Below are 21026 nucleotides of genomic sequence, written 5' to 3'. Positions count from 1 at the left end.
CCCGTCGGGTGCTGCTCCGTCGGGCGGGGATGCGGATGACGGTCGGCGCGAGTCGTCGACGGGCCCGGCTCCCGAGCCAGCGCCCGACTCCGGAGCCGCCGACGGTTCGGAACCGGAGGCGCCGACCGAGGGGCCGACCGGCTCCGGGCCCTGGGACGAGCACGGGGCCGGCCGGAGCGCCACCCCCTAGAATCGAGGGGTGAGCATCGGCACTGAACACGAGGGGCGCAGCTACCCGCCCTCCCGGCCCTACACTGTCAGCCGCGCGAAGATCGACGAGTTCGTCGCGGCGCTCGGCGACACCAACCCCGCCTACACCGGCGACGACGGCTCCGTCGTCGCGCCGCCGACCTTCGCGGCCGTCATCGCGGCCCGCGCCTGGGGCGCGATCTTCGACGACCCCGAGCTCGGCCTGGCGCTGCACCGCACGATCCACGCCGACCAGCGCTTCGAGGTCGTCCGCCCGCTGCGCGTCGGCGACCGCATCGTCTCGACACCGACCATCACGACGGTGCGCCGCCGCGGCCCGGCCGACATGATCACCCTCTCGGTCCGACTCGACACCGTCGAGGGCGAGCCCTGCTGCACCGCGGTCTCGACCCTCATCCACACCCGCCAGGAGGACGCGGCATGAGCGCATTCGACCCCGCAGCCGTCGCCGTCGGCGACGAGCTGCCCCCGCTCGACCTGCGCGCCACCCGAGCCGCCGCCGTGCGCTACGCCGGCGCGTCGACGGACTTCAACCCCATCCACTGGAGCGATCGGATGGCCCGCGGGCTGGGTCTGGACGGCGTCATCATCCACGGCATGTGGACGATGGGCTCTGCCCTGCGCATCGTCACCGACTGGTGCGCCGATCCCGCCCGCCTCGTCGGCTACTCGGTGCGCTTCACCGGCCCCGTCCCGCTGCCCGATGACGACGAGGGGACCCTCGTGCGGGTCACAGCGAAGGTCACCGGGATCGACGACGGGATCGCCACCGTCCTCATCGACGCCAGGGTCCCCGCCGACTCCGAGGACGGCAGGCCCGTCAAGGTCCTCGGCGCCGCCCGCGCCCGCGTCCGGCTCGAGGAGCCCGCATGAGCATCGGCTGGGAGGAGGTCGACGAGTTCCCGGTCGAACCGGGCGACGACTGCCGGCTCGACAGCATCGACGGCGCCCTCGAACCCCGTCCCGTCCCCGACACCCCGCTGCTCAGCGAGCACACGAGCTTCCGCATCGGCGGCCCGGCCGCCCGGTTCGTCGTCGCCCGCACCGAGCGCGGGCTCATCGACGCCGTCACCGCGGCCGATGACGCCGGCGAGCCCCTCCTCGTGCTCTCGGGCGGCTCGAACGTCCTCATCACCGACGCCGGCTTCGACGGCACGGTCGTGCGCGTCGACAACCACGGCGTCCGGGCCGAGGTCTCCGCCTGCGGGGGAGCGGTCGTGCGGGTCGCCGCCGGCGAGGTCTGGGACGACCTCGTCTCGTGCGCCGTCGGGAACGAGTGGCGCGGCCCCGAGGCCCTGTCGGGCATCCCCGGCCTCGTCGGCTCGACCGTCGTGCAGAACGTCGGCGCCTACGGCACCGATGTGAGCCGGTACGTCTACCAGGTGCGCACCTGGGACCGCCTGACGAGGGGCTACCGGACCTTCGCCAACGCCGACTGCGAGTTCGCCTACCGCGACTCGGTCTTCAAGCGGACCCGGATGCCCGGCTCGGCGACCGGGCGCTACGTCGTCCTCGAGGTCGTCTTCCAGTTCCTGCTCGGCGATCTGTCCATGCCGATCGCCTACGACGAGCTCGCCGCCCGCCTCGGCGTCGAACCGGGCGGACGCGCCCCGTCGGCGCAGGTGCGCAGCGCCGTGCTTGCCCTGCGGGCCTCCAAGGGCATGGTCCTCGACCCGGACGACCACGACACCTGGTCGGCGGGCTCGTTCTTCACCAACCCGATCCTGAGCGCCGAGCAGGCCGCCCGCCTGCCCGCCGACGCTCCGCGCTTCGTCCAGCCCGACGGGCGCGTGAAGTCCTCGGCCGCCTGGCTCATCGACCACGCCGGCTTCCACAAGGGCTTCGGCGACGGCCCGGCGCGCCTCTCGACGAAGCACACGCTGGCCCTGACGAACCGCGGCGGTGCCACTGCCGCCGATGTCGTCGCGCTGGCCAGGACGATCCGCGACGGTGTGCGGGCCGCCTACGGCGTCAGCCTCGTGCCCGAGCCGAACCTCGTGGGCGTGCGGCTCTGAGCCCCTTGCGCGGCCCGAGGCGCGACGGTCCGCGACACCGCCGGAAGGATCGGTTGGCGGGCTTCAGATCCCCTCCCAGCGCCCCTCTCGCGCGCCCGCGGCGCGATGCAGGAATATGCGGCCCGGCTGGTAGAGGGCGTACGCCCCCGCGCGCCCGCGGCGCGATGACCGGACTGCTGGGCGGATGGATGCGAGTAAGGCCGAACGCGCAGCGGTCTCATGCGCTGCGCGAGGCGAGGGGCCCGGCCGCCCCCCTCCCACGGGACCGCCGCAGGCGGATGGGGCCGGCCTCTCGGCGGGCACCCGAGGCCCCGGGCGCATCTCCTCAGTAGGCGCCGGAGGAGCTGAACACCGCCTTGAAGGTCTTGACCAGGATGCTGAAGTCCTGGATGAGGGACCAGTTGTCGACGTAGTACAGGTCCAGACGGACCGTGTCCTCCCAGGACAGGTCGGAGCGGCCCGAGACCTGCCACAGGCCGGTGATGCCGGGCCGGACGTCGAGGCGGCGCCTCACGTGCTGCTCGTACTTGTCCACCTCCGACTTGAGGGCCGGGCGGGGCCCCACGAGGGACATGTCGCCCTTGAGGACGTTGAAGAACTGGGGGAGCTCATCGATCGAGAAGCGGCGGATGAAGCGCCCCACCTTCGTGATGCGAGGGTCCTCCTTCATCTTGAACAGGACGTCCCCGTCGGACTCGTTCTGGTTCTGCGCGATGAGCTGCTTCTTGATCTCGGCCGCATTGGTGACCATCGACCGGACCTTGTAGCACTCGAAGGGCCGGCCGCCGATGCCGATCCGCTGCTGCTTGAAGAGGATCGGGCCGCCGTCCTCGCGCTTGATGGCGAGGGCCGTGATTCCGATGACCGGCAGGCTGACGAGGATGAGCAGCGACGAGCACACGATGTCGAAGGCGCGTTTGGTGATCTGGTTGTAGCTGTGCGTCGACGGCTTGTCGATGTACATGAGCGGCATGCCGGCCACTGGGCGCATGGTCATGCGCTGGGCCGCGATGTCGCTCAGCGCCGGGACGACGATGAGTTCGACCTTCTCGGCCTCGAGTTTCGCGGCCAGGCGGTTGAACATGTGGGAGCGCGGGAACGAGCCCTCGGCGAAGACGATCGTGCTGACATCGGTGGTGCGCGCCACGTCGAGGGCGTTCTCCGGGGCGCCCACGGCCGGGATGCCCGGGAACTGCGGGCAGGCCATCACGTTCGGGGTCAGCACGCCGACGACGTCGTAGCCCAGCCAGCGCTCGCGTTTGAAGACGCGGATGATGTCGGCGACGTGGGCGGCGTCCCCGGCCACGACGACCGAGCGCCGGACGCGCCGGTGCCGGTGCAGGGCGAAGAGGAGGCGGCGGCCGATCCAGCGGCCGAGCAGCAGCGCCGGGATGCCGACGACGTAGGTGAGGAGGAAGTAGCCGCGCGAGACGGGCACGTCGAACAGGAAGACGCCCGCCCCGGTCAGGCCGATCGCGACGAGCGAGCCGTGCAGCACGTTGCGGTAGTCGATGACGTCGATGCCGAAGTTCCGCACGCCGTAGGCGCCGCACTGGCGCAGGCAGACGAGCCAGACGAGCACCGTGACGAGGGCCGCGGCGCCGGTCGTGCCTCCGGTGCCGAGCCAGGTGAGCGAGTCGCGGAAGCGGACGGCGACACCGGTGGCGATCGCCATCGCGATGAAATCGGAGACGACGGCGCCCACCACGGCCAGGCCGTTGTGCCTGCGCACGCGGTCGCGCGGCTCGACGCCGCTGCACCATGCGGGTTCCGGCCCGGAGCCCGCGCCGGCCCGCGGGAACAGCTCGTCGAGGTTCCCTTCGTCGAAGTCGGCGAGTGAGTGATCCTTGGTGATGAGCGACATGGCAGGTATCCGCGGACGGAATCACCAGCTTTCGATGAGGGGGTGTACTGCGTGTCCATGCGGAAACCGGCGCCGAACCGGGCCGGGAGGTGCGCTCGTGCCGGGGGCCTCGACGGCCTCTCGGCGCGAGCGCGGCGACCCGCCGGTCGATGAGTCGGATCTCCAGCTGCGGGTGCAACGGGGGGACGGAGACGGCTTCGCGCAGAAGACTACAGCTTCCCGTGCGGGGAGCCGAGTCCTCGGGGCGGTCCTCAATCGTCTTCCAGCGAGCGGTTTTCACGCCTCTGCTGAGCGCCGGCCCCGCCTGGGACCGTGATGGTGCTTGTCACTCAGGGTTTTGTTCGCTCCCAGCTGTGAATGGGCTTGGAATCGACTGTGAGGTCAACTGTTGAGGATTGCACAAACGTGCAGGATGCCTGGGTGAAAATGTCTTCTGGCCTGGTCAAACGCTCCTGTGCTGATTCTGTGTGCGACGACGGACGATACCCTGATTCCATCCTCAGGGTCCCCTGATTCTGCGATGTGAGACGTCGACCCGGGCGGGTCGCCCCGTCCGGACGTCAGTCCGTGGTGGCGGACATGGCCTGCGCGCCGTTCGGTTCCGCTTGCGGAGGCGTTTCGCTTGCGGAGGCTTTGCGGCTAAACTTCAGCTCTTGGTGGCGCAGTGCGCTCTCGGGGCGGTCGTCCCCGTGGTGCCGCTGGGCTCCGAAGGGCACTAGCTCAATTGGCAGAGCAGCGGTCTCCAAAACCGCAGGTTGGGGGTTCAAGTCCCTCGTGCCCTGCAAGGGCACGTCCCGTCGCGGCCCGTGCGGGGCGTGCCCTTGACGTGCGGGCCGGCCGGTCCGCAGAACGACGCACTGGGACGCGATCCGTCCCGGGGCCACCGGGGGCGCCGGTCGGTGCTCCCGCAGAAGACTCGAACAGGGGCAGCACGTGGCCGATGACAGCATGCACGCGGGTGACGCGCAGCGCGCCCCGCGTCGGGGCGACGGCGGGAAGGCCCCGCGACGGGACGGCGTCGAGAAGGGGCCCCGCCGGATCCCGCGCGCCGGCAGGCCGGCGCGCCGTTCGGCCTGCGCCGAGGACTCCGCGAAGGGCATCAAGCGCAAGCACACGACGGCCCCGGTCCGCCGCGCCGACGGTGCGGGGAAGAGGTCGGGCCGGCAGCAGGCCGAGCGCAGGCGCGCCACCCCGTGGAGCTTCGCGAAGCAGTCGGTCGGCGAGCTGAAGAAGGTCATCTGGCCCAACGGCCAGGAGGTCGGTCAGTACTTCATCGTCGTGCTCGTCTTCGTCGTGCTCATCATGGCCATCGTCGCGGGTCTCGACTACGGCTTCGCGAAACTGTTGCTGAAGCTGTTCGGCTGAGGACCAGGAGGAGGATACACGTGACTGAAGTCCCTGACGACGGGCCCATCGAACCCGCCGACGACATCCGGATCGATCTCGGACCCGCCGAGGAGTCCTCCGAGAGCGCCGACACCGGCATCAACCTCGACTTCGCGGACTTCTCGTCCGACGCGGACGACGTCCAGATCGACCTGAACGCCGTGGATGAGGCCGAGCGCGCCGCGGAGGAGTCCGCCGCCGAGCCCTCCGCCGAGGACACGGAGACCGACGAGGCCCTCGCCAAGGCGCTTGAGGAGCTCCACGCCGAGCTCGTCGTCAAGCCCGGCGACTGGTTCGTCGTGCACACGTACTCCGGCATGGAGAACCGCGTCAAGCAGAACATCGACAACCGCGTGAAGTCCCTCAACATGGAGGACTTCATCTACGAGACCGTCGTCCCCACCGAGGACGCGGTCGAGATGCGCAACGGTCAGAAGAAGAACGTCACCCGCACCTACATGCCCGGCTACGTGCTCGTGCGCATGGAGATGACCGACGAGAGCTGGGGTACGGTGCGCCACACCCCGTCGGTGACCGGTTTCGTCGGCAACGCCCAGGAGCCCACCCCGCTGAGCCTGTCCGAGGTGGAGGGCATGCTGACCCCCGCGGTCGTCGCCCGGGTGAACGCCGAGCACCAGTCCCGGTCGGGCCGTGCCCGGGCCAGGGTCGAGGTCGTCGACTACGCGGTGGGCGACCAGGTCATGGTCGTCGACGGCCCCTTCGCCGGCGTCCATGCGACGATCACCGAGATCAACACCCACAACCAGCGCTTGAAGGCCAATGTCGAGATCCTGGGTCGGGAGACCCCGGTAGACTTGACCTTCCCGCAGATCCAGAAGGTCATGGACTGAGGACCTGCACGGCCCGCGGCGGGCCGGGGCGGCAGGGCGCCCGACAACCATCCCGATGCGCGAGCCCTCGCAGCGCGCACCGGGGACCAGCGAAGAAGGACCCGACACATGCCTCCCAAGAAGAAGGTAGCGGCGATCGTCAAGGTCGCCATCCAGGCTGGTTCCGCAACCCCCGCGCCCCCCGTCGGCACCGCCCTCGGCCAGCACGGCGTCAACATCATGGAGTTCGTCAAGGCCTACAACGCCAAGACGGAGGCCATGCGCGGAACCATCGTCCCCGCGGAGATCACGATCTACGAGGACCGCACCTTCACCTTCATCACGAAGACCCCGCCGGCCGCCGAGCTCATCAAGAAGGCCGCCGGCATCCACAAGGGCTCGGGCAAGCCCGACAAGGAGAAGGTCGGCACCATCACCGCCGACCAGGTGCGCGAGATCGCCCAGACCAAGATGCCCGACCTCAACGCCGACGACGTCGAGGCCGCCATGGGCATCGTCGCGGGCACCGCCCGCTCCATGGGCGTCGTCGTCGAGTGAGACCGGGCACCATCCCGGAACCGCACGGCGCACGGCGCCGTGCTCAGAGACCTGGCAGGGGTTGTGCCCCCTCACCAGGAACTGGTGGATCAGCCCGCGAGGCTGACGGAAGGGAACCAGCATGAAGCACTCCAAGCGTTACACCGCCGACGCGCAGCTGCGCGGTGACAACCAGCAGTACTCCCCCGAGGAGGCCTTGGCGATCATCAAGCAGTACAAGCCCGGCAACTTCGACGAGACCGTCGAGGTCTCCATGCGCCTCGGCGTCGATCCCCGCAAGGCCGACCAGATGGTGCGCGGAACGGTCAACCTGCCGAACGGCACGGGCAAGACGGCGAGGGTCCTCGTCTTCGCCCAAGGCGCCAGGGCCGACGAGGCCGTCGCCGCCGGAGCCGATGAGGTCGGCGCCGACGAGCTCATCGCCAGGGTCGCCGACGGCTACCTCGACTTCGACGCCGTCGTCGCCACGCCCGATCTCATGGGCAGGGTCGGTCGGCTCGGCCGCGTGCTCGGCCCCCGCGGCCTCATGCCGAACCCGAAGACCGGCACGGTGACCATGGACGTCGCCAAGGCCGTCTCGGACATCAAGGGCGGACGGATCGAGTTCCGCGTCGACCGGCACGCCAACCTGCAGTTCGTCATCGGCAAGTCGAGCTTCGACCGCGACGCCCTGCTGGCCAACTACCGCGCCGCCGCCGACGAGGTCTACCGTCTGCGGCCCAGCACGGCCAAGGGCCGCTACGTGCGCAAGATCACGTTCTCCACGACGATGGGTCCCGGCGTCCAGGTCGATCCGCTCGCCGCTCGTCCCACCGAGTCCTGACCACGGCCGAACCGGCGCCGGAGGGCCGGCCCTCCGGCGCGTCAGGGGCGTCCCGCGCCCGGGGCGATGGCCCGGCGGCCGGCCCCCGGCCGGGGCGCGTGGCGCTATCATTGCCGGGCATGACCGACCAGAATGTGCGAATGCCCAAGTCAGGAGCTTCTCGAATCGTCGCCGGGGAGCGTCCTGCCGACTGGGTCAACCATCCCGCGGGCCTCGAGGTCGAGCGCCACTGCCTCGACGCCGCGCCCGGGGCCCTGTACGACTACCGCGCCGGGTGGGAGCACCAGCGCCGGGTGCTCGACGAGGTCTGCCACCACCGGGCGCCCGACAGGGTCATCCTCTGCCAGCACGAGTCCGTCTACACCGCCGGACGGCGGACGAAGGACGAGGACCGTCCCCTCGACGGCACGCCCGTCATCGACGTCGACCGAGGAGGGGACATCACCTGGCACGGGCCGGGGCAACTCGTCGGGTACCCCATCGTCTTCCTCCAGCGGGGGGTGGGGGTCGTCGACCACGTGCGCCGCCTCGAGGAGGCCGTCATCCGGCTGCTGGCCGACTACGGTCTCGCGACCGGGCGGGTGCCGGGCCGGACCGGCGTGTGGCTCCCCTCCGACGGCCTGCGCCCCGAGCGCAAGATCTGCGCCATCGGCGTGCGCTGCGCCCACCGGACGACCATGCACGGTTTCGCGCTGAACGTCGCGCCGGACCTCGAGCGCTTCGACACCATCGTCCCCTGCGGGATCACCGACGCCGATGTCACCTCGATCCGTCGCGAGCTCGGGAGCGCCCCGAGCCTGGAGCGGGTCGCCGACGACCTCGAACCCCGGCTGCGCGAGCTGCTGGCCATGCGCCCCTACCGGATGAGCCCCGACATCCCCAGGAACGCCCACCCGCGCTTCTGCCGTCCGAGGGCCGACCGGCCGTCCCCCCGCACCCCGGAGGGGGCGCGCTCATGACCGGCGCGACGACTCCCGCGGGCGCGTCCGCGGCGAGGACCCCGGAGGGGAGGGGGCCCGGCGGACGCAGGATGCTGCGCATCGAGGCGAGGAACGCCCGGACCCCCGTCGAGCGGGACCGTCCCGAGTGGCTCAGGACGCGCCTGAGCGCCGGCCCGGACTACCAGGACGTGCGCCGTCGCATGGTGGACGGCGATCTGCACACCGTGTGTCGGGAGGCGGGCTGCCCGAACATCCACGAGTGCTGGGAGGACCGCGAGGCCACCTTCCTCATCGGCGGCGACAGGTGCACCCGTCGCTGCGACTTCTGCCAGATCACCTCGGCCCGGCCCCGGGGGTACGACACCGCCGAGCCCCTCCGCGTGGCCCGATCGGTCGAGCGGCTCGGGCTGCGCTACGCCACCGTCACGAGCGTCTGCCGCGACGACCTGCCCGACGAGGGCGCCTGGCTGTGCGCCGAGACGATCCGCCGCATCCACGAGCTCAACCCCGGCGTCGGCGTCGAGATGCTGGCCCAGGACTTCTCGGCCGACCCCGCGAAGCTGACGGTGGTCTTCGACGCCCGCCCGGAGGTCTTCGGCCACAACGTCGAGACCGTCCCGCGCCTGTTCGGGCGGATCCGCCCCGGTTTCAGCTACGAGGGCTCCCTGTCGGTCCTCGAGCAGGCCCACGAGGCCGGTCTCATCACGAAGTCGAACCTCATCCTCGGCATGGGGGAGACCGACGAGGAGGTCGTGGAGGCGCTGTGCGACATCCGCGACACCGGCGCCGAGCTCATCACGATCACCCAGTACCTGCGCCCCGGCCCGACGCTGCGCCCCGTCGACCGCTGGGTCCGGCCGGAGGAGTTCGTCCGTCTCGGACGGCTGGCCGAGCGGATCGGCTTCGCCGGCGTCATGAGCGGGCCCTTGGTGCGCTCCAGCTACCGCGCCGGGACGCTGTACCGCCGCGCGATCGAGCGGCGCGCGGACGGGGACGGCCGGGCCGACCGCGCCGAGCTCCTCACCGGTCGCTGATCCGTCCGGGCCCTGCCGCGGGGGCCGCCCGACTTGGCTCGTGCGCGCCCGGAGAGTACAGTTTGTCGGGCCGAAGACCGCTGGTGGTTCTCCACAATGCCATCCCCTCGTGGGGCGGCGCCCGCGCAGGTGCTGATCCGACGCCCATGTGTCATGCCCCAGTGCCCGCGCACCGGGGCTTTCCCATGCCCGGGGCCGCCGGAGTCCTCGGCCGGAACAAGAAGTGGGAAGGAGACCCAATGGCGAGGCCTGAGAAGGCGGCCACGGTCGAGCGACTCTCCGCGCAGTTCGCCGAGAGCAACGCCGCCGTGCTGACCGAGTATCGCGGACTCAGCGTCAAGGACCTGAAGACTCTGCGCAGGTCCCTCGGCGGCGACGCCGCCTACGCCGTTGCGAAGAACACCCTGACCAAGCTCGCTGCCGCCAAGGCCGGTGTCGAGGGACTCGACGACCAGCTCTCCGGCCCGACGGCCATCGCCTTCATCACGGGCGACGTCGTCAACGTGGCGAGGGGTCTGCGCGACTTCGCAAAGGACAACCCGCTTCTGGTCATCAAGGGCGGCGTCATGGACGGCAAGATCCTCGACGCCGACACGGTCAGGAAGCTCGCCGATCTCGAATCGCGCGAGGTGCTGCTCGCCAAGCTGGCCGGCGGCATGAAGGCTTCCATGAGCAGGGCGGCCGCCCTGCTCGCCGCCCCGCTCACGCAGGCCGCCCGCGCCATGGGCGCCCTCCAGGAGAAGGCGGCCCAGGACCCCTCCGTCATCGGCGGGCCCGGAACCCCCGCCACCGACCAGGAGCGCACCACCGCCGATGATTCGGCACCCGAAGCAGCGGATGCTGCCGAGGCCACCACAGACGCGGCTGACGCTGCATCGAACGAGTAAGGAAGGACGCCCAGCATGGCGAAGCTCAGCACCGAGGAGCTCCTTGACCAGTTCAAGGACATGACCCTCATCGAACTGTCCGATTTCGTGAAGGCCTTCGAGGAGGCCTTCGACGTCGAGGCCGCCGCCCCCGTGGCCGTCGCGGCGGCCCCGGCCGCCGGCGTCGCCGCCGCTGACGGCGAGGCCGCCGCCGACGAGGGCGATGCCGAGGTGGACGTCGTCCTCGAGGCCGCCGGCGACAAGAAGATCCAGGTCATCAAGGAGGTCCGTACTCTCACGAGCCTCGGCCTCAAGGATGCCAAGGATCTCGTCGAGGCCGCCCCGAAGGTCCTCCTCGAGAAGGTTGCCAAGGAGACCGCCGAGCAGACCAAGGAGAAGCTCGAGGCCGTCGGCGCCACCGTCTCCTTCAAGTGAGACGCTCCGGAGCGAGGCGCACGGCTCGGCCCGTCGGCTGAGGAACGGCGCCGCAACGGGCACCACCCCGCGGGGTGGTGCCCGTTCGTCGTCCCGGTGCGCTCCTTCCGCCCGGGGCCTGAACGGCTCCCGGACGGGGCGAACCGGTACGGTGGAGGCGTCCCGCGGGGAGTCGGGCGCAGCGGGGGAGGACCGATCTTTTGAACACAGCACGGAGCGGGTCGGCGCGGGGTGAGCGCAGCCGCGGCGAGATCATCCGATGGTCGACCATCGGACTGACGCTCGCGCTCGTCGTCGTGCTCTTCGCGCTCGGCACCGGGCCCTCGCGGGACGAGCGGGCCACCGCCGGCTCGGAGTCGGCCCGGGCGATCTCCACGACCCCCGCCACGGCCGGCTCGCCGGCCGGCTCCTCGCTGTCGACCGACACCCAGGCCTACGGCGAGCTGTCGAGCCACGCCGACGCCGGCTGGGCGAGCATCCAGCCGGTGCAGGGCCAGTGGGCGGCCCTGGTGGGCAGCCATGTCGTGCTGTCGCCGAACCAGCCCGCCTCGCGCCCCAGCGGCAAGGCCACCGTCGACTCGGCGCCGATCGTCCTCGCGGAGTACGAGGCGCTCGTCGACCGCTTCGCCTTCGACGGCACCCAGGTGCTGCTCGTGCGCCGCTCGGCCTACGGTCCGGCGGTCACCGACGACCAGTTCATCTTCGTCACCCTCGTCTCCAAGGGCTTCGGCTCCGGCGGGGACGCCCAGGGCTGGTGCGACGAGCACTACGCGAATCTCGATGCCGGTGCCGACCGTGACGCGGCGTGCGCGCCGGTCCAGTTGTTGAGGCGTTGAGGGGCGTCCCGGCGGGTGGTGTCCTGTCCGGGGTGGGTGAGTCTCTCATTCGTCCTGGGTCTGGGGGTCGGGGTCGGTCGTGGCTTAGAGTGGCGTCCGCTGGTTCGGTTCGTCGTCGTCGGTGTGTGGCGTCGGTGGATCGTCGCAAGAGGGAATCCGGTGCGAGTCCGGAGCTGTCCCGCAGCGGTCAGTGGGAACGAGGCCGCATCGAGTGCACTGGGCCGGGGGTCCGGGAAGCAGCGGTCGAGGAAGCCGGAGTGGTCCGGAGTGCCCATGAGCCCGAAGACCTGCCGGCCCGGCGGTGTTCGCCGTCGGTTCACGTTGTGCCCCGCGGAGGGCTCGCAGGTCCTGCCGTGCGCGCATCCCCGGGGAGGCACGTCCGCCGAGGAGCATCACATGCGCAGCACCCACCATCCCGCCGGGGGCCGTCTCCACGGCCCGGTCTCACGACGCGCCCTGCTGGGCGGGGCGACGGCCGTCGCCGTGGCGGGCGGCCTGGGCCTGGTCGGCTGCTCCGGCCCCGGCGCCTCGAGCAGCGCCTCCTCCGTCGCCCTGCCCGACCGCCTGAGGAGCCGCCAGGAGGTCATCATCGCGATGGACCCCTCGACCGTGAAGGCCCCCTTCGATCCCGTCAAGGGCTTCGGCGAGACCGGCGTCCTGCCGGTCAACAGCACCCTCGTCGCGGCCGACGACCAGAACCGGATCGTCAACGACCTCGCCACCGAGTACTCCGTCAGTGACGACTCGCTCACCTGGACCTTCGTCCTGCGCACCGACGCCGTCTTCTCCGACGGCACCGCCCTGACCGCCCAGGACGTCGCCTTCACCTACAACAAGGCGAAGGAGGCCGCCAAGGTCATCATGCCCGGCTTCGACCGGGCCGTCGCCGTCGACGACCGGACCGTCCGGCTGGTGCTCGCCAAGCCCTCGTCCACCCTGCTCAACACGGCCGCCACGCTCGGCATCGTGCCCGCCGCGAGCTACGACGAGGCGTCCTTCGCGTCGAAACCGATCGGCTCGGGGCCCTGGAGGCTGACCGACTACATCCAGGGCCAGCAGCTCATCCTCGAACGCAACGACTCCTACTACGGCCCGAAGACCGTCTTCGCCAAGGCCACCCTGCTGCTCATGGAGCCCGACGCCGCCCTCGCCGCGGCCCAGTCCGGTCAGGTCGACCTGGCCTGCGTCTACCCCAGCCTGTCGAACCAGACGGTCAACGGCTTCACCCTGAGGAGCCTGCCCACCTTCGGCTACCGCGCCATCACGCTGCCGTGCCAGGCCCCCGGCGCGTTCGAGGTCGAGGGCCAGCAGGTCGGCAACGCGGCGACGAGCGACCCGGCCCTGCGAAGGGCCATGGCGGCGGGCGTGGACCGTCAGCAGATGATCAACGACAGCCTCATGGGCTACGGCACCGTCGCCTTCGACATCTTCGACTCGTTCGACTGGGGCATCAAGGCCGACACCGCCTCGCTCGTGGACGGCGACGTGGCCGGCGCCCAGCGGGTCCTCGAGGACGCGGGCTGGCGGGCCGGCTCGGACGGCATCCGTGCCAAGGGCGGCCAGCGGGCCTCCTTCCAGCTGCTCTACCCGTCGAACGACTCGGGGCGCCAAGCCATCGCCGAGGCCTTCTCGGCGCAGATGGCCCCGCTGGGCATCGAGGTCGAACCGACGTCCGGCGACTTCACCTGGCAGGTCGACCACAACCGCTCCAACGCGGTCGTCCTCGGCGGCGGCCGGCTCAATCCCTACCACGAGTACACCATGCTCCACAGCTCGTTGGGTCACTCGCGCGGCTGGTCGAACATCTCCTGCTACGCCAACCCGATCGTCGACGGGCACCTCGACGAGGCGCTGGCCGCCTCCGACCAGGGGACCGCCCGCGAGCAGTGGCACGCGGCGCTGTGGGACGGCACGACCGGCGGCTCGATCCTCGGCGACACCCCGTACGTGACGATCTGCTGCATCACGCACAACTACTTCGTGCGAGACGGCCTCGACATCGGGACCCAGCGCGTGCACCCGCACGACCACTTCCTCCAGGTCATCTACAACCTCGGCTCGTGGGACGTCTCGGCGTGAGCACGACCGCCTCCCGGACCGCCGGTCCCGCCCCCGGTCGCCGCGCAGCCCTCGTCGGGCCGGCGCGCCACGCGCTGGGACAGGTCCTCAAGTGCGCCTCGCTGGTCCTCGCGGTGAGCGCCCTGACCTTCTTCCTCGCCAAGGCCTCGCCGATGGATCCGGTGGAGTCCTACCTGGGTGCCGAGAACGCCATCGACCCGAGCCAGTACGCGGCCCTGACGGCCAAGTGGGGCCTCGACCGCCCGGCCGTCGAGCAGTTCGTCCTGTGGTGGGGCAACGCCCTGCACGGGGACCTGGGCACCTCGCTCATGCTGCAGCGCCCGGTCGTCGAGGTGATCGCCGAGGGCCTGTCCAACTCGCTCATGCTGCTCACCACGGCCTGGGTCGTCTCGGGCCTGTTCGGCGGGGCGCTCGGCGTCATCGCGGGCAAGAACCGCAGCCGCTGGCCCGACCGGCTGATCAGCACGGTCTGCTACGTCTTCGCGGCGCTGCCGACCTTCTGGTTCGGCCTGCTCATGCTCCTGCTGTTCGCCGTCCGGCTCGGCTGGTTCCCGATCGGCCTGTCCACGGGCGCCGGCGTGACGATGGCCGACTCGAGCCTGGGGGAGCGGATCCACCACATGATCCTGCCCGCCCTGACCCTGTCGGTCTCGGGGGTCTCCTCGATCGCCCTCCAGACCCGGGCCCGGCTGGTCCAGGAGTCCGAGTCGGACTACGCGCTCTTCGCGACCGCCCGCGGCGAGGGGCCGTGGCGCTTCGTGCTGCGCCACGGCCTGCGCAACTGCCTCAAGCCGTTCGTCACCCTGCAGTTCGGCTCCGTCAGCGAGATCATCGGGGGCTCCGTGCTCGCCGAGACGGTCTTCAGCTACGCCGGTCTCGGCGCGCTCACCTCGATGGCCGGCACGAAGGGCGATCTGCCGCTGCTCATCGGCATCACGGTCATCAGCGCGACGATCGTCTTCTGCGGCAATCTCGTGGCGAACCTGCTGTACCCCGTCATCGACCCCAGGATCAGGCAGGCGTGGGCATGAGTGCGCTCCTCCTCTCCTCGGAGGCCGTCGCCGAGCGCTGGAACGGGCGCCGGACCGCCGCCGTCGTCCTCGTCCTCACCGCACTGCTCCTCATCGGGCTGGGCGTCGGCGGCGCCATGATCCCCGAGAGCGCCTACGCCGTCCACTTCGACCTGGCCAACCGGCCCCCCTCGGCCGCCGACCCGTTCGGCACCGACTGGATGGGCCGCGACATGCTCATGCGCACGCTCAAGGGCCTGTCGATCTCGATCCGCATCGGCCTGTTCGCCTCGCTGGTCTCCACGCTCATCGCCCTGCTGCTGGGGGTCGGCGCCGCCGTCTGCGGCGGCTGGGTCGACAGGATCGTCCTGTGGCTCATCGACCTCGTGCAGGGCATGCCCCACCTCGTCTTCATGATCTTCATCTCGATCCTCGTCGGGCGCGGCATCCCCGGCGTCATGATCGGCGTCGCGGCGACCCACTGGGTCTCCCTCGCCCGCATCGTGCGCGCCGAGACGATCCACCTGCGGACCAGCCCGTACGTCATCGCCTCGCGCCAGATGGGGCGCGGCCGGTGGTTCATCGCCCGGGCGCACTTCCTGCCCCACATCGTGCCGCAGGCCCTGGTGAACACGGTGCTCATGTTCCCGCACGCGATCCTGCACGAGTCCGGCCTGACCTTCCTCGGCTTCGGCATCCCCAGCCAGCTGCCGGCCGTCGGCGTCATCCTGTCGGAGTCGATGCGCTATCTGTCCACGGGCGCCTGGTGGCTCGGCGTCCTGCCCGGCCTGGCGCTGCTGGCCATCGTCCTGGTCATCGACCGCTGCGGCGACTCCCTGCAGGCCCTCGTCAGCCCGGCCGCGGCGCAGAACTAGGAGCTCGTGATGCCCCTCCTCGAGATCGACGGCCTGCGGGTCGGCTTCATGATGTACCGCTCCCTCTTCCGGCGCGCCGTCGGCTGGGCCGTCGACGGCCTCGACCTGCGCGCCGAGGCGGGGCAGATCCTCGGCATCGTCGGCGCCTCCGGCTCGGGCAAGTCGCTCCTGGCCCACGCCATCATGGGCCTGCTGCCGTACAACGCCCGGACCGCCGGGACGATGACCTACGACGGGCGGCCGCTCACGCCCGAGCGCACGAGGACGCTGCGGGGCACCGAGTTCGCGCTCATCCCGCAGTCGATCGGCCACCTCGATCCGCTCATGCGGGTCCGCCGGCAGCTGTTCACCGGCGCCCGGCCCGACCCCGACGAGCTCGCCGGGATCGCCGAGCGCTTCGGCATGCGGGCCGGCGACCTCGACAAGTTCCCCTTCCAGCTCTCCGGCGGCATGGCCCGGCGCGTGCTGCTCGCCACCGCCATGCTCAGCCCCGCCAGGCTGATCATCGCCGACGAGCCCACGCCCGGACTGTCCGTGGACCTCGCCGAGCGGATGCTCGCCGACTTCCGCGCGATGGCCGACGAGGGGCGCTGCCTCCTCGTCATCAGCCACGACGTCGATCTCATCAGCGCCGTGGCCGACCGGGTGCTCATCCTCAACAGGGGGCGCCGGGTCGCCGAGATGCCGGCCGTCGAGTTCATGGATCCCGACCACCACGACCACGGCCGGTACGCCGCCGGGCTGTGGCGGGCCCTGCCGCAGAACGACTTCGACGACGCCGACCTGTCACTGGCCGTTGGAGCCCGCCCGGCCGAGGACGAGGGGGCCGACCGTGCTGAGGGCTGAGAACATCTGCTTCGCCTACCGCAGGGGGACGCCGATCCTGCGCGACGTCAGCCTCGAGCTGGCCCCCGGTCGGGTGCTCGGCCTCATCGCCCCGTCCGGCCACGGCAAGAGCACCCTCGCCCGCATCCTCGCCGGCTGGGAGCGCCCGGACAGCGGCGCCGTGACGCTCGACGGCGGCCCGCTCGGGGCGCACCGCCCCTGCCGGGTGCAGTACCTCAACCAGAACCCCGAACTCGCGGTCAACCCCCGCTGGCGGATGGAGCGCATCCTCACCGAGTGCTGGCCCGTCGACGAGCGGACCCGTCGGGCGCTCGGCATCGAGCCGGGCTGGCTCGGTCGCTTCCCCGGCGAGCTGAGCGGGGGAGAGCTCCAGCGCTTCTGCATCGCCCGCGCCCTGCACCCGCGGCTGCGTCATCTCGTCGCCGACGAGATGACGACGATGCTGGACCCGATCACCCAGGCCCTCATCTGGTCGCGTCTCGTCGGGCTCATCCGCGAGCGGGGGATCGGGCTGCTCGTCATCACGCACAACCCGGCGCTGGCCGGGCGGCTGTGCGACGACATCATCCGCCTGGAGCGGATCAACCACCTCGACCCCGACGAGTCCCGACCCTGATCCGTGCCCTGGCGCGCCGCCGCCGGACGCACCGGGGCGTGCGTATCATCGGGGGCGTGGTCCTGCTCCGCGGCCACGCGCGACGCGTCCGCCCCGGGCGAGTGCCCCGCGAGGGGTCCCGGCGCGAGCTTGCCCTTCTGGCGGCGAGGGTCTACAGTTAGTAGTTGCTTATCGCCATAAGGACGACCCGTCTCGCCGCGGGCCGTTTTGCATGCAAAGAACCCTTGCGAGTTCTTGGAAGGACCACACCTTGGCCGCCTCGCGCTACGCGTTGAAGAACACCGATGTCGTCTCCAGCAGTGGACGGATCTCCTTCGCGAAGATCCACGAGCCCCTGGAAGTCCCCAACCTGCTCGACCTGCAGGTGAAATCGTTCAACTGGCTCGTCGGCAACGACGTGTGGCAGCGCGAGGTGGACGAGGCCCTGGCGCAGGGCCGCACCGACGTCAACACCAAGTCCGGGCTCGAGGAGATCTTCGAGGAGATCTCCCCGATCGAGGACTTCTCCCAGACGATGTCGCTGAGCTTCCGCGACCATCGCTTCGAGGAGCCCAAGTACACCATCGACGAGTGCAAGGACCGCGACGCCACCTACGCGGCGCCGCTGTTCGTCACCGCCGAGTTCATGAACAACGACACGGGCGAGATCAAGAGCCAGACCGTGTTCATCGGCGACTTCCCGCTCATGACCGACAAGGGCACCTTCATCATCACCGGCACCGAGCGCGTCGTCGTCTCCCAGCTGGTGCGCTCCCCGGGCGTCTACTTCGAGCAGACCCCCGACAAGACGAGCGACAAGGACGTCTTCACCTGCAAGGTGATCCCCTCGCGCGGCGCCTGGCTGGAGCTCGAGATCGACAAGCGCGACACCGTCGGCGTGCGCCTCGACCGCAAGCGCAAGCAGAACGTCACCGTCCTGCTCAAGGCGCTCGGTTGGACCGAGGAGCAGATCCTCGAGGAGTTCGGGCAGTACGAGTCCATCCGCATGACGATGGACAAGGACCACGTCACGACCCAGGGCGAGGCGCTCTTGGACATCTACCGCAAGCTGCGCCCGGGCGAGCCGCCGAGCCGCGACGCGGCGCAGACGCTGCTGGAGAACTTCTACTTCAACCCGAAGCGCTACGACACCGCCAAGGTCGGCCGCTACAAGATCAACAAGAAGCTCGGCCTGAACCTGCCGTTCGACCAGCAGGTCCTCACGATCGACGACATCAAGGCCGCGATCCACTACATCTGCGCCCTCCACGAGGGGCGGACCGAGCTCGACGGCGGGCTGCCCGTCGAGGCCGACGACATCGACCACTTCGGCAACCGCCGTCTGCGCACCGTGGGCGAGCTGATCCAGAACCAGCTGCGCACCGGCTTGGGCCGCATGGAGCGTGTCGTGCGCGACCGCATGACCACCCAGGACATCGAGGCCATCACGCCGCAGACCCTCATCAACGTGCGCCCGGTCACCGCCGCGCTCAAGGAGTTCTTCGGCACCAGCCAGCTCTCCCAGTTCATGGACCAGAACAACCCGCTGGCCGAGATGACGCACAAGCGCCGCCTGTCCGCCCTGGGCCCCGGCGGCCTGTCCCGCGACCGCGCCGGCATGGAGGTCCGCGACGTCCACCCGAGCCACTACGGCCGCATGTGTCCGATCGAGACCCCCGAGGGCCCGAACATCGGCCTCATCGGCTCGCTCGCCTCCTTCGCCCGCGTCAACGCCTTCGGCTTCATCGAGACGCCCTACCGGAAGGTCGTCGACGGCACCGTCACCGACGACGTGGACTACCTCACCGCCGACGAGGAGGACCGGCACATCATCGCCCAGGCCAACGCCAGGATCGACGAGAACGGCCACTTCGTCGAGGACCGCGTCCTCGTGCGCAAGCACCACGGCGAGGTCGACCTCCTCCCGTGCGACGACGCCGACTACATGGACGTCTCGCCTCGCCAGATGGTCTCGGTGGGCTCGGCCCTCATCCCCTTCCTCGAGCACGACGACTCCTCGCGGGCCCTCATGGGCGCCAACATGCAGCGCCAGGCCGTCCCGCTCGTCCGCAACGAGGCCCCCCTCGTCGGCACCGGCATGGAGTACCGCACGGCCGTCGACGTCGGCGAGGTCACCTGCGCCTCCAAGCCCGGCGCCGTGACCTCCGTCACCGCCGATCTCATCGACATCGCCTGCGACGACGGCACCTACCAGACGTTCAAGCTCGAGAAGTTCCAGCGCTCGAACGCCGGCACCTGCGTCAACCAGCGCCCCATCGTGGTCCCCGGCCAGCACGTGGAGAAGGGCACGCCCCTGGCGGACGGCCCCTGCACCGACCGGGGCGAGCTCGCCCTGGGTCGCAACCTGCTCGCCGCGTTCATGCCCTGGAACGGCCTGAACTACGAGGACGCCATCATCCTGTCCCAGCGCATCGTCTCCGAGGACATCCTCACCTCGATCCACATCGAGGAGCACGAGGTCGACGCCCGCGACACCAAGCTCGGGCCCGAGGAGATCACCCGCGACATCCCGAACGTGTCCGACGACATGATCGCCAACCTCGACGAGCGCGGCATCATCCGCATCGGCGCCGAGGTCCGCACCGGCGACATCCTCGTCGGCAAGGTCACGCCCAAGGGCGAGACCGAGCTGACCCCCGAGGAGCGGTTGCTGCGCGCCATCTTCGGCGAGAAGGCCCGCGAGGTCCGCGACACCTCGATGAAGGTCCCGCACGGCGAGGAGGGCACCGTCATCGGCGTGCGCATCTTCGACCGCGAGGAGTCCGACGAGCTGCCGCCCGGCGTCAACCAGATGGTCCGCGTCTACGTCGCCCAGAAGCGCAAGGTGCAGGTCGGCGACAAGCTCGCCGGCCGCCACGGCAACAAGGGCGTCATCTCCAAGATCCTGCCGGTCGAGGACATGCCGTTCATGACCGACGGCACCCCGGTCGACATCATCCTCAATCCGCTCGGCGTGCCCTCGCGGATGAACCTCGGCCAGGTGCTCGAGATGCACCTCGGCTGGATCGCCCACTCGGGCTGGGACATCGGCTCCTGCGACGAGCCCTGGGCCCGGCGCCTGCGCGAGGTCGGCCTCGAGCACGTCGGCGGCGACGCCCACCTGGCCACCCCCGTCTTCGACGGCGCCAACGAGGAGGAGATCTCCGGCCTGCTGGCCAACGGCCTGCCCAACCGCGACGGTGACATGGTCGTCGACACCGACGGCAAGACCACTCTCTTCGACGGGCGCTCCGGCGAGCCGTTCCCCGAGAAGGTCGGCGTCGGCTACATGTACATGCTGAAGCTGCACCACCTCGTCGACGACAAGATCCACGCGCGCTCCACCGGCCCGTACTCGATGATCACCCAGCAGCCCCTGGGCGGCAAGGCCCAGTTCGGCGGCCAGCGCTTCGGCGAGATGGAGGTGTGGGCCCTCGAGGCCTACGGCGCCGCTTGGGCGCTCCAGGAGATGCTCACCATCAAGTCCGATGACGTGGCCGGCCGGGTCAAGGTCTACGAGGCTATCGTCAAGGGCGAGAACATCCCCGAGCCGGGCATCCCCGAGGGTTTCAAGGTCCTCGTCAAGGAGATGCAGTCGCTGTGCCTGAACGTCGAGGTCCTCGGCGTCGACGGTCAGGTCATCGATCTGCGCGATTCCGACGACGACTTCCGCTCCGCCGACGATCTGGGCATCGACCTCTCCCGCCGCCCCGGCGCCGATTCGTACAAGCTGGAGTCCGAGGCCTGACGGCCCCTCCCGGCGTCGGGCCCCGGCCCGTCCCACGACCACTGGATCACAGTTTCGACCGCCTGCCCCGGAGGC

Annotated in this window: 19 protein-coding genes, 1 tRNA gene and 1 riboswitch; of the genes, 19 read left to right on the top strand and 1 reads right to left on the bottom strand. The window is 70.5% G+C overall.

The window, feature by feature from the left end:
- Positions 1–199 precede the first annotated feature (199 nt).
- The 3 genes from K336_RS0102495 to K336_RS0102485 are packed head-to-tail and all read left to right on the top strand — an operon-like array spanning position 200 to position 2225.
- A complete protein-coding gene (locus K336_RS0102495) occupies positions 200–634 on the top strand; it encodes an FAS1-like dehydratase domain-containing protein (RefSeq protein WP_028706197.1) in 435 nt (144 codons plus the stop codon).
- Positions 631–1083 (top strand): MaoC/PaaZ C-terminal domain-containing protein, encoded by a 453-nt coding sequence (locus tag K336_RS0102490; protein ID WP_028706196.1) that lies wholly within the window; start codon positions 631–633, stop codon positions 1081–1083. Before K336_RS0102495 ends, K336_RS0102490 begins: the two co-directional genes overlap by 4 nt.
- Entirely contained in the window at positions 1080–2225 is a 1146-nt protein-coding gene (locus K336_RS0102485; RefSeq protein ID WP_028706195.1) for a UDP-N-acetylmuramate dehydrogenase, read from the top strand. Before K336_RS0102490 ends, K336_RS0102485 begins: the two co-directional genes overlap by 4 nt.
- 325 nt (positions 2226–2550) lie before the next feature.
- On the opposite strand, the gene K336_RS0102480 is transcribed toward K336_RS0102485, so the two are convergent.
- Positions 2551–4089 (bottom strand): sugar transferase, encoded by a 1539-nt coding sequence (locus K336_RS0102480; RefSeq protein WP_021798266.1) that lies wholly within the window; start codon positions 4087–4089, stop codon positions 2551–2553.
- A gap of 709 nt (positions 4090–4798) precedes the next feature.
- Between K336_RS0102480 and K336_RS0102475 the strand changes: the two genes are divergently transcribed.
- The 16 genes from K336_RS0102475 to rpoB all read left to right on the top strand — a co-directional run bounded on the left by K336_RS0102475 (position 4799) and on the right by rpoB (position 20951).
- Positions 4799–4871: transfer RNA gene (locus K336_RS0102475), tRNA-Trp, on the top strand.
- 151 nt (positions 4872–5022) lie between these two features.
- Positions 5023–5454 (top strand): preprotein translocase subunit SecE, encoded by a 432-nt coding sequence (gene secE, locus K336_RS16740; RefSeq protein ID WP_021798259.1) that lies wholly within the window; start codon positions 5023–5025, stop codon positions 5452–5454.
- Between the two features lie 14 nt (positions 5455–5468).
- Positions 5469–6326 (top strand): transcription termination/antitermination protein NusG, encoded by an 858-nt coding sequence (gene nusG, locus K336_RS0102465; RefSeq protein ID WP_390899211.1) that lies wholly within the window; start codon positions 5469–5471, stop codon positions 6324–6326.
- A 108-nt stretch (positions 6327–6434) separates the two neighbouring features.
- Entirely contained in the window at positions 6435–6863 is a 429-nt protein-coding gene (rplK, locus tag K336_RS0102460) for a 50S ribosomal protein L11 (protein ID WP_021798262.1), read from the top strand.
- A gap of 121 nt (positions 6864–6984) precedes the next feature.
- Positions 6985–7686, top strand: a complete 702-nt coding sequence (gene rplA, locus K336_RS0102455; RefSeq protein WP_021798250.1) for a 50S ribosomal protein L1 — start codon at positions 6985–6987, stop codon at positions 7684–7686.
- 119 nt (positions 7687–7805) lie between these two features.
- On the top strand, positions 7806–8645 hold the full coding sequence (lipB, locus tag K336_RS13830; RefSeq protein ID WP_051245329.1) for a lipoyl(octanoyl) transferase LipB: 840 nt from the start codon (positions 7806–7808) through the stop codon (positions 8643–8645).
- A 71-nt stretch (positions 8646–8716) separates the two neighbouring features.
- On the top strand, positions 8717–9661 hold the full coding sequence (locus K336_RS13825) for a lipoyl synthase (RefSeq protein WP_021798264.1): 945 nt from the start codon (positions 8717–8719) through the stop codon (positions 9659–9661).
- 239 nt (positions 9662–9900) lie between these two features.
- A complete protein-coding gene (gene rplJ / locus K336_RS0102440) occupies positions 9901–10548 on the top strand; it encodes a 50S ribosomal protein L10 (RefSeq protein ID WP_028706193.1) in 648 nt (215 codons plus the stop codon).
- A gap of 15 nt (positions 10549–10563) precedes the next feature.
- On the top strand, positions 10564–10962 hold the full coding sequence (gene rplL, locus K336_RS0102435; RefSeq protein WP_028706192.1) for a 50S ribosomal protein L7/L12: 399 nt from the start codon (positions 10564–10566) through the stop codon (positions 10960–10962).
- A gap of 200 nt (positions 10963–11162) precedes the next feature.
- A complete protein-coding gene (locus K336_RS0102430) occupies positions 11163–11798 on the top strand; it encodes a hypothetical protein (protein WP_028706191.1) in 636 nt (211 codons plus the stop codon).
- A 115-nt stretch (positions 11799–11913) separates the two neighbouring features.
- Positions 11914–12107: riboswitch (cobalamin riboswitch) on the top strand.
- Between the two features lie 87 nt (positions 12108–12194).
- Positions 12195–13877 carry an ABC transporter substrate-binding protein gene (locus K336_RS13820; RefSeq protein ID WP_051245328.1) on the top strand — a complete coding sequence of 561 codons (1683 nt, stop codon included), beginning with the start codon at positions 12195–12197 and terminating at the stop codon, positions 13875–13877.
- The gene (locus K336_RS0102420) at positions 13859–14908 is read left to right on the top strand and encodes an ABC transporter permease (RefSeq protein WP_211223416.1); all 1050 of its coding nucleotides are present in this window, start codon (positions 13859–13861) and stop codon (positions 14906–14908) included. Before K336_RS13820 ends, K336_RS0102420 begins: the two co-directional genes overlap by 19 nt.
- Positions 14905–15762: an ABC transporter permease gene (locus K336_RS0102415; protein WP_028706189.1), complete on the top strand. Its 858-nt coding sequence runs from the start codon at positions 14905–14907 to the stop codon at positions 15760–15762. Before K336_RS0102420 ends, K336_RS0102415 begins: the two co-directional genes overlap by 4 nt.
- A 9-nt stretch (positions 15763–15771) precedes the next feature.
- The gene (locus tag K336_RS13815) at positions 15772–16608 is read left to right on the top strand and encodes an ATP-binding cassette domain-containing protein (RefSeq protein ID WP_081660515.1); all 837 of its coding nucleotides are present in this window, start codon (positions 15772–15774) and stop codon (positions 16606–16608) included.
- Positions 16595–17224 carry an ABC transporter ATP-binding protein gene (locus tag K336_RS0102405; RefSeq protein WP_028706188.1) on the top strand — a complete coding sequence of 210 codons (630 nt, stop codon included), beginning with the start codon at positions 16595–16597 and terminating at the stop codon, positions 17222–17224. The genes K336_RS13815 and K336_RS0102405 overlap by 14 nt, the downstream gene beginning before the upstream one ends.
- A 250-nt stretch (positions 17225–17474) precedes the next feature.
- Positions 17475–20951, top strand: a complete 3477-nt coding sequence (gene rpoB / locus K336_RS0102400) for a DNA-directed RNA polymerase subunit beta (RefSeq protein WP_028706187.1) — start codon at positions 17475–17477, stop codon at positions 20949–20951.
- Positions 20952–21026: the final 75 nt, after the last annotated feature.

This window comes from Propionibacterium acidifaciens DSM 21887 (assembly GCF_000426605.1).
Taxonomy (GTDB): domain Bacteria; phylum Actinomycetota; class Actinomycetes; order Propionibacteriales; family Propionibacteriaceae; genus Propionibacterium; species Propionibacterium acidifaciens.
This window is presented reverse-complemented; position numbering and strand designations above follow the sequence as displayed.